Source organism: Dickeya poaceiphila (genome assembly GCF_007858975.2).
Classification (GTDB): Bacteria; Pseudomonadota; Gammaproteobacteria; order Enterobacterales; family Enterobacteriaceae; genus Dickeya; species Dickeya poaceiphila.
Window position 1 is genome coordinate 1,827,860 of record NZ_CP042220.2, and the last position, 13,251, is coordinate 1,841,110.

A 13,251-nucleotide genomic window follows, 5' to 3' on the forward strand; every position below is an offset into this window, starting at 1 on the left:
ATTGCTTCTTATTAACCGCGATACAGGAGTAGACAAGACCATGAATATGCCGCAATGGCTGGTGGCGGGTACTGCGGTGATGCTGGTGGCCTGCAGTGGCGGGCAGACGGAATCAGTGCAGGATACGGGAGCGGTGGTGCCGCAGCGTGCAGCGTGGCAAGGTTCGCCAGCAGAAGTAACCTGCACGCTGGCAGGTGGACGTATGGGGGTTTCACGTCAACTGAACGGGGCAAGCATCGGCACCTGCTTGCTGGCTAACGGCAAGCGTTGCAACGAAACTGCGTTGATGAACGGCAGTTGTCCGGCAGGTTGAGTGTCGTGAGCGTATAACCGGCGGCATAGCGTCGCCGGTTGAACCATTAAAGAATAAGTCACGTTCGTTTTCATCGATATCCATGCCCCGCGAGCCGATTTTATGTTGTTTCAGCGCGTCGATTGCCGCTTGTGAATCAATTAATCCACCACGGTTGGTGTTAGGGGCATCACGCCGTTTTTATGATAACGGAAAGACAATGTGTTAGCGGGAGATATTCAGGAGGGAGTCCCCCCCTGAATGGATGACGTAGCTTACTTTGATGCGCCGAATACTGAAATTGCCTGCGCCATACTGGCGATTTGCTGTTGCAGATGTCCGGTGGCGGAATTGGACTGGCTGGCGAGTGCTGTGTTTTGATGGGTGAGTTCATCAATACGGTTGACTGCGTCGTTGATCTGCTGCAGTCCCTGAGATTGCTCCTTAGTGGCCGTGCTAATGTCGTTCATCAAATGTGTTACTTCCTGCACTTTGACCAGAATGTTGCTCATGGAGCGATTCGTGTGTGCAACTTGCTGATCACCAGCATGAATGCTGGATAGCGTGTTGTCGATAAGTGCGGCGATGTCTTTGGCGGATGCGGCGCTGCGTTGGGCCAGCGAACGCACCTCGCTGGCCACCACCGCGAAGTTTTTGCCCTGCTCTCCGGCATGGGCTGCTTCTACAGCGGCGTTGACCGCTAAGATATTGGTCTGGAACGCCAGATTATCCAGCACGCTAATAATATCGGTGATGCGTTCGCTGGCCTGGGTGATCGTACCCATGGTGTTGGCGACCTCCGATACGGCCTGCTCGCCCACGTTGACCACCTGATTCACATCTTGCGCGTACCGTGATGCGCGCAGTGAGGCATCGGCATTGCTCCTGATGGTGGTGGTCAGTCGTTCCACAGACGCGGCGGTTTGCTGCAGGCTCTCTTCGGTTTTCTCGCAACATTCCGCCAGAATGTGGTTGCCTTGTGCGATTTCACTGCAAGCGGTTTTGAGTTCCTGCAGGTTGACGTTGACGTCATCAACAAAGGTACGGAAATTCATGCCGGATTGGTTGACGGCGCGCATCAACATACCGATTTCGTCGGCTCGATTAAGTTGGCTCAGGCTGTTGGCCTGGCCGGAGGCAGAACGCATCGCCTGTTCAAGAATGTGTTCTACGGGTCTGGCGATGTGGTGTACTAACAGTTCGCAGAACAGGCAAGCTAACGCGATCAAGGTCGCAAAGATCTCCCAAACCAGTGCCGTTTTGGGCAGCAGCGCGAATGCGACAGCCAACGGCAACAGCCCCAGCATCCCAAAGTAACTACGGATGCGCCAGCGCAGCGGCATAGTTTTGAACAGGCTAAGCCATTTCAACGGGCCGGTATAAACCAGTAAGCCGTGATGAAAGGCACGGTTTTTCAGGGTGCCCTGATTCACCTGTGCGTAGAGTGCCTCGGCCTGGCTGATTTCTTCTGCCGTTGCAGCGGTACGTACCGACATATAGCCCACCAGCTTGCCATCCCGCTTTAACGGCGTCGTACTGGATCGCACCCAATAGTGATCACCGTTCTTGCGGCGGTTTTTGACCACGCCGGTCCAGATTTTTCCGGCTTTCAGGGTATTCCACATATCCGCGAAGGCGGAAGGTGGCATATCAGGATGGCGGATAATATTATGCGGCTGATTCATCAGTTCTTCCGGCTCGTAGCCACTGACTTTGATGAAATCGGCGTTGGCGTAGGTGATGTGGCTGTCAGGGGTGGTTACCGACATCAGTTTGGTTCTGGCATCCAGCGGATACTGATGTTGACTGACTGGGTAATTTTTACGCATTGAGCATCCCTTATTGCGACATTGAAGGGTAAAGCAGGGTCAATTATTTCAATAAGCAACAATGCTGATGAATATATAATCCGGGCAGAATAGTGCGAGCAAGATAGCGTTGCCACGTCTGTAACCGGTCGGTTGTGTTGTCAGATATTGTGCTTATGTAAAAATTTTATCACGATCAGGTAATTGGGATGTATGGGTTTTGCGGGGGAATGTGAACTGAATGGTGACATTTGGTGCGAAAGCCTCAGTGATTCGCATTGAATGATAAAATGATGATGACCGGAATAATCCTGAAACATAACTCATGCTGAAGTTAATGCGCTGTGCAGGGTGGCTGATTGCGCTGGTGCTGATAGTGGCGACCACCTGCTGGATGATGCCGTGCTGGTTGCCGCTATTGCTGCGTCCTTATTTGCCCGTCGGGGCCACTGTTGTAATGGATGCATCGCCCGGCTGGCGGCGGGGGGGCGTGTGGCTGCCTGATGTGCAACTGCGCCTGGCGCAGTGCCAGCCAGCCAGACTGTCGGGCCTGCTGATTCGCTATTCGAAAGGGCGCTGGCAACTGGAGGCACAGGCATTAACGCTGGATGCGGTTTGTCTGCGGCAGTGGCCAGCGTCTCCTGATATGGGCGCTCCGCTGCTGATAAAGTGGCAACAGCGGCTGCCGGCAACTGAGCTGATTTTACATCATGTCGTGGTGACCCCCTGGCTGACTCAGGCCGGTAGCCTGCCACTCTCTACTGACGCATCACGCCAGCAACTCCATATCCAGAGCGACCAGCTACAGGTGCAGGCTGAACTGCATGGTACCGAACTGACGCTGCAACAAGGCCAGATGCGTGTCTCGGCGAAGGCAGCGCCGCTGCAGATAAGCGGTGCGATGCAACTGGCGCCTGCGCTCAACCGCCTGCCGCAGCAGGGCGAGGTACGCGCAGAGTATCTGCCGTTGCGTTTACCGGAACCTGCCAGCGTAGTGCTGCGCTGGCAGGGTAATCAGGGAGCACTGACGGTGAGCGTAGCCTCAATGACCGAACCGTTGTTGACGCTGCCGTGGCAGGTTAGTGACGGCAATCTTCGCATTCAGGATGGGCGCTGGCGCTGGCCATACGCCAGCCAGCCGCTGGCGGGCGGCGTCTCGCTGACGTTGTACGATGTGTTCCAGCCGCGCGACCCGCTGCGGCTGGAAGCCCGAATCAATATCCTGACGCAGGGACACAATGGCCGGGCTAACGCGGTGCTGTCGCTTGGTCCCGGTGTGCTGGGGCTGACCGATAGCGATATGCGTTTTCAGCTTACCGGGCAGGTTAATTTACCTGACCTATCGATTTTTGCTTCGTTGCCGGGGACGTTAAAAGGTGCGGTGCTTGATCCCACCGTTGCGTTGCTGCCCGGTTCACTATTACGCGCCGGGGGCGCGCCGCACCCGACGGTGACGCTGGAAGAAGCACGCTGGCCGCTGGCAGGTATTCAGGTTACCCGACAAGGTGTCAGCGGCAGGTTGCAGGCGATTGTTGCCGTGCGTGATAGCTATTGGGGGCGTTTTCGTCTGCATTTGGACGGCAAAGCGCAGCAGTTCTGGCCTGATAACGGCGACTGGCGCTGGCGTTACTGGGGAGAAGGGCAGTTGCCGCCGTTACAGGGCCGCTGGGATATCGCGGGGCATGGCCGCTGGCTGAACGATCTGATCGAAGTCGAATCCTTGTCCGGCGGTCTTAATCAACTGCGCTACGGCGTGGTCGAGATGAAGCAGCCGCGGTTAACGCTGACCGAGCCGCTGCGCTGGCGACGCTCTGTGACGGCGACGTCGCTGAACGGTGCACTGAGACTGGCGGCGAAGCAGGTGAATTTTCACGGCGCGGGTAAATTACCTGCCACGGCGTTGACTCTGGATATTCACGGGCGCAATCCGCAGGATTTCCAGTGGCACGGGCTGGTGCAGGCAGGTGCCGTCGGCCCTATCCGGCTCAATGGGCGCTGGGATGGGCAACGTCTGCGTGGCAGCGGCTGGTGGCCGCTTCAACCGTTGCGGGTATTCCAGACGTTGCTGCCGCCAGGCGGGGCGCTGACAATCCGCACCGGTCAGTTTTACGCGCAGACGGCGTTTTCTGCCGCCCGTGGGCAGGGGTTCCGCGCCGGGGGGCATTGGGTGGTAAAAAATGGCGGTGCCTGGCTGGAGGATGGCGAAGTCAGCGGCGTGGATTTTGTGCTGCCGTACCGATTTGAAAATCATCGCTGGCAAGTGGGGATTTCCCGCCCGGTGGCGCTGCACATCAACCGGCTCGATAGCCTGTTTCCGATGCAGAATATCGACATACAATGGTATGGCGCTTATCCCTACAGTGAGCGGCACCCGTTGACGCTGGCGCAGTTGGATCTTGATGTGCTGGACGGCCATTTGTCGCTGTCGCCGCTGCGCCTGCCCGCGCATGAAACGGCGATATTGCAGCTACAAGGTATCGATCTCAATGCGTTGATGGTCGGGTTAAAAGCGAAAAAACTGTCGATGTCTGGCCGGGTAAGCGGCGTCTTGCCGTTGAATTTTAGTCATCCTGCGATGCTGGTTCAAAACGGTAAATTTACGAATGACACACCGCTGATAGTACAACTGGAACCGCAACTGGCCGACCAATTAGCGCGAAGCCGTGTCGCCGATGCCGCGGTGGTGGCGTGGTTGCGTTATATAGAGATTGGGCGCTCCTGGGCGACCATTGATCTCAGCCAGCGCGGCGACTTGTCGCTGGTATCGCACATTACCGGGTATAGCGTGATGGATGACCTGTCACGGCAAAACATTGTGCTCAATTACCGTCAGCAGGAGAATATTTTCCAGTTGTGGCACAGTCTGCGCTTTGGCGACAAGCTAAAGGCGTCGCTGGAGCAGCAGGTTGCTGAGTGATTCACTATCAGGAAGGGGGGATAAAATGAAAACAGCCTGTGCTGCGATGGTTGCTGCGTTGTTGACTGGCTGCACCCCGCGCATTGAGATGGCGACGCCGAAAGAGCCGATTACCATCAACATGAATGTGCATATTGAGCATGATATTCGTATCCGTGCAGATAAAGAAACGGCGCAATTGCTGGATAAATCGAATAATCGTACCGGTGATCAGATACATAAAGAGGCGCTGACAGACAAGCAAGAAAACGTCGGGATGCAAGACAAAAAGCAGGACTAAAAACCGCCGTGCACCATGACACGAATACGTGTTGTCATGGTGCACGGCGGTGAGTATGAGGGGAATCAACGCGTAATAGTTACGCAGATGCCAGCTGAGACAGCTGTTCTTTAGCATCAGCCACCGCTTTCTGAGCCATATCCGGGCCGTAAGCGATACCTTCCGCAAACACAAATTCGACATCGGTGATGCCGATGAAGCCCAGCATCAGGCGCAGGTACGGTGCGACCACATCGCTCGCGGTATCTTTGTGGATACCTCCACGGCTGGTCAGTACCAGGGCGCGTTTGCCTTTCACCAGACCTTCCGGTCCTTGCTCGGTGTAGCGGAAGGTGACGCCAGCACGGGCGATAAAGTCGAAATAGTTCTTCAACTGGGTTGAAATGTTGAAGTTGTACATCGGGGCGGCCAGTACGATAACGTCGTGCGCCTGCAGTTCGGCGATCAGGGCGTCGGACAGCGCCAGCGCGTCCTGCTGACGTGGGGTCAGCGGTTTGTCGGAAGGGCGCATCGCGCCAACCAGCTCACCATCCAGTACTGGTACCGGCTGAGCGGCCAGGTCGCGCACGGTGATGGTATCAGCAGGGTGGGCTGCCTGCCAGGCGGCGGTAAAGTGGTCAGCCAACTGGTTGGATTGAGAGAAGTCAGCCAGAATACTTGATTTTAGAACGAGTACTTTGCTCATTGCCTATTCCTTGTTAAGTGTGCCAGAGCGATCATTATCGCTGCATGAACGCATCATAGACGGGTTACAGGCAATGGAATAGCGTAATATTTCGAGATCTTTGTTCGATTTTGTTGAATGAACATTGCCGATGCGTGATGCGCTACGACGGAATCCCGTTTGACGGCATATAGCCTGCGTCGTCAATGTGATACCATGCCCGCCTCGCTATTTATGCCAGTAAATAATCATTAGTCAGCGACGTATCGGGTTGCGTCCGCAACAAGCAGGGGCGCAGAGTGGTTGACAGAGTTCGCCCACTCATACCTGACATCAGACAGTAAGGAATGACACCGTGACATCACCTCTCCATGCGTTAGAACCCCAACTTGATGCGTTAATGCTGCGCGACCGGCAGCGTTTGCGCCGCCGCCTGCAAGGGGCGATGAAAGTGGGGAATCCGCAGGCGCAGGTTGCGATTGCGCAGGAAATTGGTCAGGAGATCGACGCGGCTCGTTTACGGGTGGAACAGCGCCGGGCGTCGTTGCCGGCTATTCGTTATCCGGAGGCGTTGCCGGTCAGCCAGAAACGTGAGGCGATCCTCACGGCTATTCGTGATCATCAGGTGGTGATCGTTGCCGGGGAAACCGGTTCAGGTAAAACCACGCAGTTGCCGAAGATGTGTCTGGAACTGGGGCGCGGGGTCACCGGTCTCATCGGCCATACTCAGCCACGCCGTCTGGCGGCTCGCAGTGTGGCGGACCGTATTGCTGAAGAATTGGAAACACCGTTGGGCAGCACGGTGGGTTACAAGGTGCGGTTTAATGATCAGGTTGGCGACAACACCCTGGTTAAACTGATGACGGACGGTATTCTGCTGGCGGAGATTCAGCAGGACAGGCTGTTGATGCAGTACGACACGTTGATTATCGACGAGGCGCACGAGCGCAGTCTTAATATTGATTTTATTCTCGGTTACCTCAAACAGTTATTGCCCAGACGACCGGATCTCAAGGTCATCATCACCTCGGCCACCATCGACCCGCAGCGTTTTTCGCGCCATTTCAGCAACGCGCCGATCATCGAGGTGTCCGGGCGTACTTACCCGGTGGAAGTCCGCTACCGGCCAGTGGTGGAAGAGGCGCAGGACAGTGACCGCGACCAGTTACAGGCGATTCTGGATGCAGTGGATGAACTGTGCCGAGAAGGGCCGGGCGATATTCTGGTGTTCATGAGCGGCGAGCGGGAAATCCGCGATACGGCGGATGCGCTGAGCAAGCAGGATTTACCGCATACCGAGATTTTGCCGTTGTATGCGCGGCTCTCCAGTCAGGAACAGAACCGGGTATTTCACTCCCACCATGGGCGGCGCATCGTGCTGGCCACCAACGTGGCGGAAACCTCGCTGACGGTGCCAGGCATTCGCTACGTCATTGACCCCGGTACTGCACGTATCAGCCGCTATAGCTATCGCACCAAGGTACAGCGGTTGCCGATTGAGCCGGTATCGCAGGCGTCTGCCAATCAGCGTAAAGGGCGTTGTGGCCGTGTGGCGGCAGGTATTTGTATCCGTCTCTATTCCGAGCAGGATTTTCTCTCCCGACCCGCGTTTACCGATCCGGAAATTTTGCGTACCAATCTGGCGTCGGTCATTTTGCAGATGACGGCGTTAGGGCTGGGCGACATCGCGGCGTTTCCGTTTGTCGAAGCGCCGGATAAGCGCAATATTCAGGATGGCGTGCGGCTTCTGGAGGAGTTAGGGGCGATTCAGACCAGCGACGACGGTCATTACCGGCTGACGCCGCAGGGGCGTCAGTTAGCACAGCTACCTGTTGACCCGCGGCTGGCACGGATGGTGCTGGAGGCACGCCAGACCAGTTGCGTACGTGAAGCGATGATTATTACCGCCGCGTTGTCGATTCAGGACCCGCGTGAACGTCCGACAGAGAAGAAGCAGGCGTCGGAAGAGAAGCATCGCCGTTTTGCCGACAAAGAGTCTGATTTTCTGGCGTTTGTCAAACTGTGGGATTACCTGCAAGAGCAGCAGAAGGCGCTGTCATCCAGCCAGTTTCGCAAGCTGTGTCGCAGTGATTACCTTAACTACCTACGGGTACGGGAATGGCAGGATATCTACACCCAATTGCGTCAGGTGGTAAAAGAATTGGGCTTCCCGGTCAACAGTGAACCAGCCGATTACCGTAGCTTGCACTGTGCGTTGCTGACCGGCTTGTTGTCTCATATTGGGCAAAAGGATGTTGAAAAGCAGGAATTCAGCGGCGCGCGTAACACCCGTTTCGCTATTTTCCCCGGCTCCGGTTTGTTTAAAAAGCCGCCAAAGTGGACGATGGTGGCGGAACTGGTAGAAACCAGCCGACTGTGGGGGCGCATCGCTGCGCGTATCGAACCGGAATGGGTCGAGCCGCTGGCGCAGCACTTGATTAAGCGTAGCTATAGCGATCCGCACTGGGAGAAAGCGCAAGGCGCGGTAATGGCGCAAGAGAAGGTCACGCTGTATGGTCTGCCGGTGGTGGCGGCCCGCAAGGTGAACTATGGTGCTATCGATCCGGTGGTCTCGCGTGAGCTGTTTATCCGCCATGCGCTGGTGGAAGGCGACTGGCAAACCTCGCACGCTTTTTTCCGCGCCAATCAGAAATTGTGTTCGGAAGTGGAAGAGCTGGAGAACAAGTCCCGCCGTCGTGACATTCTGGTCGATGACGAAACGCTGTTTGCGTTTTACGACCAGCGCCTGCCTCACGATGTGGTATCAAGCCGTCATTTTGACAACTGGTGGAAACAGGCATCCAAAGCCAATCCGGAGTTGTTGAACTTCGAGAAGGCCATGCTGATTAAAGACGGGGCGGAGCGCGTCAGCGCTCTGGATTACCCGAACCACTGGCAGCAAGGCGAACTGCGTTTGCGGCTTACCTACCAGTTTGAGCCAGGGGCGGACGCGGACGGCGTGACCGTGCATATCCCGTTGCCGGTATTGAATCAGGTCAAAGAGGACGGATTCGAATGGCAGATACCAGGGCTGCGCCATGATCTGGTGGTGGCGTTGATCAAATCATTGCCAAAACCGATACGGCGCAACTTTGTTCCGGCACCCAACTACGCGCAAGCGTTTCTGGCGCGAGTCACGCCACTGGAGAAAGGGTTGCTGGAGGCGCTGGAGCGCGAGTTACGGCTGATGACCGGCGTCACGGTGGACCGTGAGGCGTGGCAGTGGGAGCAGGTGCCGGATCACCTGAAAATAACCTTCCGGGTGGTGGATGAGAAAAGCCGTACGCTGCGGGAAGGGAAGCAGCTGCGGGCGTTGAAAGATCAGTTGCAGGAGAAGGTGCAACAAACACTGTCGGCAGTGGCGGACGATGGCATTGAGCAGCGTGATCTGCATATCTGGAGCTTTGGCGATTTACCGGAGCGTTACGAGCAGAAACGTGGCGGCTACGCAGTAAAAGCCTACCCGGCGCTGGTGGATGAAAAAGACAGCGTGGCGATTCGTCTGTTCGATTCGCCGCACCAGCAACAACAGATGATGTGGCGTGGACAGCGCCGCCTGTTGCTGCTGAATATTCCGTCTCCCATTAAATATCTGCACGAAAAGCTGCCTAACAAGGCCAAACTGGGGTTGTATTTCAACCCGTACGGTAAGGTGCTGGAGCTGATCGACGATTGTATTGCCTGCGGCGTGGACAAACTGATGGCGCAAGCTGGTGGGCCGGTGTGGCAGGAAGCGGCTTTCCGCCAGCTGCACGAGCAGGTACGCGCGGAACTGAATGACACGGTGGTGGATATTGCCCGCCAGGTGGAGCAGATATTAACGGCGGTATTCAACATCAACAAACGGCTCAAGGGCCGGCTGGACATGGCGCTGGCGCTGGCGTTGAGCGACATCAAAAGCCAAATGAGCGGACTGGTATTTCGCGGTTTTGTCACTGATAATGGCTGGCAGCGGTTGCCCGATGTGCTGCGCTATTTGCAGGCCATTGAGCGCCGGCTGGATAAACTGGCGCAGGATATCCATCGTGATCGCGCCCAGATGCTAAAAGTAGAGCAGGTGCAACAGGCCTGGCAGCAGTGGCTGAACAAGCTGCCGCCGGAACGGCGCGACGATGATGACGTGAAAGCGATTCGCTGGATGATCGAGGAACTGAGGGTCAGCTATTTCGCCCAGCAACTGGGCACACCTTATCCGGTTTCTGATAAACGCATTTTGCAGGCGATGGCGCAGATTGACGGATAAACGGCTGGCGCCGGGTGTTGCTACATTGCGGTACTCATGAGGTGATCCGTTGCTGTGCTCCCCCTTGTCCGACGCCGATGTGGCGTCGGACAAGGGGGATTCTTGTGGTTGTTATAGGGTTGCTATCTGGCTGTCAGCAGTCTTCTATGATCAGATAAGCCGCGTTTACCGGGCCGTGCACGCCCACCACCTTGATGAGTTCAATGTCGGCGGTAGAACTGGGACCACCGATCAGATTGATACAGGAAGGCATCCGTGTACCTTGCCGAGCTATCTGATGCAGTTGACGCGCCAGTTGCGCCACACGCGGCAAAATAGTGCTTTTGCGCAGCACAAAAATGGATGATTCCGGCAGCAAGCTTACCGAGCGGCCACAGTCTGGCGAGGAAAACAGGACCACGCCGCCGGACTCGGTTAAGCCATGTTCTGCATATATCACGCCCACTTTAGCCCGCTCGGCTACCTGAATATTTTCCTCGCCGCGCGCCGGGTTCCAGACAACCGCGCCGCAGGCTTCCTGCAACCGGGCGGTGATACCCAATGCTGCCAGCCGGTCATCGCCGCTGATCAGCACAGGCTCGCGCCCATAGCGTTCGCACAAACGCCATGTCGCTTCAGGCGCATCGGCTTCGGTGGTCAATTCACAGTGCGCCAGCATGACATTGGTGGCGCATTCAATGAAGGCATCGCAGCGTTGCTGGGCGTCAAGTTCAGTCAGCCGGGTATGGGCATAATCGTTGGCCGGAACGGGCGGCGGAGAGGGAATATGGCGAACATCCCGACCAAGTGCTTTGGCGATGTCAGCTAAGAATTGTTCTCTGTGATTCATCATTGATTTCCCCGCGCTTTGTGTTTTTTAAACCAGGAGCGGAAACTTTCGCCGTCGGCTTGCGGCAAGTCACGTGCTGCTGTCCATTCGCTGATCGCCCCGATATTGATCGGTATTTTTCCGTCTCTGATGAACCATCTGGCGGCCTGGGCGCCTGCTATCATGCCGACTTTCCATAATCGCGGATGGCTGTTGGCATACGCGAACAGTTTAATGGCGCTCTGCTCGCTTTTGGGCGTGAGACCACCTTCTGCCATGACTCGCCGGTGTTTCAGGATCAGTTTCGATAACGGGATTTTTACCGGGCATACGCTGTCGCAGGCGGTACACAGCGAACAGGCATAAGGCAGATCTTTAAAATCATCATAACCGCCCAGCAGGGGAGAGATGACCGCGCCGATAGGACCGGGGTAGATGGAGCCGTAGCCGTGACCGCCGATATGGCGGTAGGCCGGGCAGGTATTCATACAGGCACCGCAACGAATGCAGCGCAATATGTCCTGAAACGGAGAGCCGAGTACGGTGGACCGACCATTATCGACAATCACCAGATGAAACTCTTCCGGGCCATCGATATCACCCGTTTCGCGGGGACCGGTAAGCCAGGTGTTGTAACCGGTCAGGCGTGCGCCGACAGCGCTGCGGGCCAGCATGGTGATGAGCACGTCCACCTCTTCAAACGTCGGGGCGATACGCTCCATTCCCATGACTGCGATATGTGTTTTCGGCAGCGTGGTACACATGCGACCGTTGCCTTCATTGGTCACCAGACAAACCGAGCCGGTTTCCGCTACGGCGAAGTTACAACCGGTGACACCCACTTCGGCGCTCAGGAAATCCTGACGGATCTTTTGGCGGATGAACAGTGTCATGGCTTCAGGGGTTTCCGGCCCGTCATAACCCAGTTTTTCGCGCAATACCCGTTGAATCTGATAGCGATCTTTATGAATGGCCGGTACGACAATATGCGAGGGTGGGTCGCCGTCAAGTTGCAGAATGTATTCGCCAAGGTCGGTTTCAATCACCTGGATGCCGGCTTCCTGCAACACATGGTTCATGCCGATCTCTTCAGTTACCATCGATTTGGATTTGACCACCTTTTTGGCCTGCTTCGAGCGGGCGACGTGCAGGATATAATCGGTGGCGTCCTCTTTGGTTTTGGCGAAAAAAACGTGGCCGCCATTGGCGCTGACACGTTCTGAGAGCTGGTAGAGATAGGCATCCAGATTTGCCAGCACATGTTCGCGGATTTGGCTTGCGCGTTCACGCCACGCTTCCCAATGCCCCAACTCGTCCACCATTTTCTGGCGGTTAGCGCCAATGCGTTGCTGCGCATTAGCAACCGCGTTACGCATAATGGTGTCGTCGATCTGCTGCTTGATGCGTTCTTTGAAAGCCACATCGCTGGTTTTTAAATACATGGCAGCCCTCCTCAGCGGCTCATCAATACTTCGGCAATATGCATAACTTTGACGGGGCGCCCCTCGCGTTGCAGGCGTCCACCGATATTAAGCAGACAACTGACATCAGCGCCGATGAGATAATCCGGCTGGGCATCCATAATATGGCTGACTTTCTCTTTCACCATTTCACCGGAAATTTCCGCCATTTTTACCGAGAACGTGCCGCCGAAACCGCAGCAGGTTTCTGGCGCCTGAAACGGCAGCAGCGTCAGGCCATCTACTTGTTTCAGCAGTGCCAGCGGTTCTTCTTTCACGCCCATTTTGCGAAACAGGCTACAGGACGGGTGATAAACCGCCTTGCCGGGTAAACGCGCGCCGACATCGACGACGCCCAGCGTATTGACGACAAACGAGGTCAGGTCGTACATACGTGCGGCGACCTTCCCGGCGCGTTGCGCCCACTCCGGTTCGTCAGCAAGCCAGGTGGGGTAGCTTTTGATGGCGTAGGTGCAGGAACCCGCCGGAGAGATGATCGGATCATCGTTTTCCTCCAGCGCCATAATCAGGTTTTTGATCCCAGGAATCGCATCGTTAACATAACCGCTATTGAGTGCAGGTTGACTACAACAGCCTTGTTTTTCAGGAAAATGCACCTGACAGCCTAAGTGCTCCAGCAGCAAGACGGAATCACGCGCCATACGCGATTTAAGTGCATCGCCTATGCAGGTCACAAAAAAATTAACATTCACGACACCCCTCCAGTACCGTAGATACGGTTGTTTTTATGATAAGACGTTATGCGCGGCGATTATTTT

General features: G+C 56.0%; 9 protein-coding genes and 1 pseudogene. 4 read left to right on the forward strand and 6 right to left on the reverse strand.

What is annotated here, in order from left to right; genetic code table 11:
* The first annotated feature begins 40 nt into the window (after window positions 1–40).
* Window positions 41–313, forward strand: coding sequence for a DUF333 domain-containing protein (locus tag Dpoa569_RS08180; protein WP_042870967.1), 273 nt, complete (start codon window positions 41–43; stop codon window positions 311–313).
* Window positions 314–357: 44 nt separating this feature from the next.
* Here Dpoa569_RS08180 and Dpoa569_RS08185 read toward each other — a convergent pair.
* Together Dpoa569_RS08185 and Dpoa569_RS08190 are read right to left on the reverse strand one after the other, a co-directional pair.
* Window positions 358–475, reverse strand: a pseudogene (locus tag Dpoa569_RS08185) (2-hydroxyacid dehydrogenase); the annotation flags it as partial.
* 92 nt (window positions 476–567) lie between these two features.
* Entirely contained in the window at window positions 568–2,121 is a 1,554-nt protein-coding gene (locus Dpoa569_RS08190) for a methyl-accepting chemotaxis protein (RefSeq protein ID WP_042870965.1), read from the reverse strand.
* 304 nt (window positions 2,122–2,425) lie between these two features.
* On the opposite strand from Dpoa569_RS08190, the gene Dpoa569_RS08195 reads away from it, so the two are divergent.
* Together Dpoa569_RS08195 and Dpoa569_RS08200 are read left to right on the forward strand one after the other, a co-directional pair.
* Window positions 2,426–5,017, forward strand: a complete 2,592-nt coding sequence (locus Dpoa569_RS08195) for a YdbH family protein (RefSeq protein WP_042870963.1) — start codon at window positions 2,426–2,428, stop codon at window positions 5,015–5,017.
* Window positions 5,018–5,042: 25 nt separating this feature from the next.
* Window positions 5,043–5,297 carry a YnbE family lipoprotein gene (locus tag Dpoa569_RS08200; RefSeq protein WP_050569456.1) on the forward strand — a complete coding sequence of 85 codons (255 nt, stop codon included), beginning with the start codon at window positions 5,043–5,045 and terminating at the stop codon, window positions 5,295–5,297.
* 79 nt (window positions 5,298–5,376) lie between these two features.
* Here Dpoa569_RS08200 and Dpoa569_RS08205 read toward each other — a convergent pair whose 3' ends face one another.
* Window positions 5,377–5,982: an FMN-dependent NADH-azoreductase gene (locus tag Dpoa569_RS08205; protein ID WP_042870960.1), complete on the reverse strand. Its 606-nt coding sequence runs from the start codon at window positions 5,980–5,982 to the stop codon at window positions 5,377–5,379.
* A gap of 379 nt (window positions 5,983–6,361) precedes the next feature.
* On the opposite strand from Dpoa569_RS08205, the gene hrpA reads away from it, so the two are divergent.
* Complete coding sequence (gene hrpA, locus Dpoa569_RS08210; protein WP_042870958.1) at window positions 6,362–10,204, forward strand: ATP-dependent RNA helicase HrpA; 3,843 nt, start codon at window positions 6,362–6,364, stop codon at window positions 10,202–10,204.
* 133 nt (window positions 10,205–10,337) lie between these two features.
* Here hrpA and Dpoa569_RS08215 read toward each other — a convergent pair whose 3' ends face one another.
* The 3 genes from Dpoa569_RS08215 to Dpoa569_RS08225 are packed head-to-tail and all read right to left on the reverse strand — an operon-like array spanning window position 10,338 to window position 13,185.
* The gene (locus tag Dpoa569_RS08215; RefSeq protein WP_042873943.1) at window positions 10,338–11,033 is read right to left on the reverse strand and encodes a LutC/YkgG family protein; all 696 of its coding nucleotides are present in this window, start codon (window positions 11,031–11,033) and stop codon (window positions 10,338–10,340) included.
* Window positions 11,033–12,454, reverse strand: coding sequence for a LutB/LldF family L-lactate oxidation iron-sulfur protein (locus Dpoa569_RS08220; protein ID WP_042870956.1), 1,422 nt, complete (start codon window positions 12,452–12,454; stop codon window positions 11,033–11,035). The genes Dpoa569_RS08215 and Dpoa569_RS08220 overlap by 1 nt, the downstream gene beginning before the upstream one ends.
* A gap of 11 nt (window positions 12,455–12,465) precedes the next feature.
* On the reverse strand, window positions 12,466–13,185 hold the full coding sequence (locus Dpoa569_RS08225) for a (Fe-S)-binding protein (protein ID WP_042870954.1): 720 nt from the start codon (window positions 13,183–13,185) through the stop codon (window positions 12,466–12,468).
* Between the last annotated feature and the right edge of the window lie 66 nt (window positions 13,186–13,251).

Excerpts from the sequence above, each read along its gene's own strand:
- Dpoa569_RS08180 (WP_042870967.1), top strand. The coding sequence starts at position 41 with ATGAATATGCCGCAATGGCTGGTGGCGGGTACTGCGGTGATGCTGGTG.
- Dpoa569_RS08190 (WP_042870965.1), bottom strand. The coding sequence starts at position 2,121 with ATGCGTAAAAATTACCCAGTCAGTCAACATCAGTATCCGCTGGATGCC.
- Dpoa569_RS08195 (WP_042870963.1), top strand. The coding sequence starts at position 2,426 with ATGCTGAAGTTAATGCGCTGTGCAGGGTGGCTGATTGCGCTGGTGCTG.
- Dpoa569_RS08200 (WP_050569456.1), top strand. The coding sequence starts at position 5,043 with ATGAAAACAGCCTGTGCTGCGATGGTTGCTGCGTTGTTGACTGGCTGC.
- Dpoa569_RS08205 (WP_042870960.1), bottom strand. The coding sequence starts at position 5,982 with ATGAGCAAAGTACTCGTTCTAAAATCAAGTATTCTGGCTGACTTCTCT.
- hrpA (WP_042870958.1), top strand. The coding sequence starts at position 6,362 with ATGCTGCGCGACCGGCAGCGTTTGCGCCGCCGCCTGCAAGGGGCGATG.
- Dpoa569_RS08215 (WP_042873943.1), bottom strand. The coding sequence starts at position 11,033 with ATGAATCACAGAGAACAATTCTTAGCTGACATCGCCAAAGCACTTGGT.
- Dpoa569_RS08220 (WP_042870956.1), bottom strand. The coding sequence starts at position 12,454 with ATGTATTTAAAAACCAGCGATGTGGCTTTCAAAGAACGCATCAAGCAG.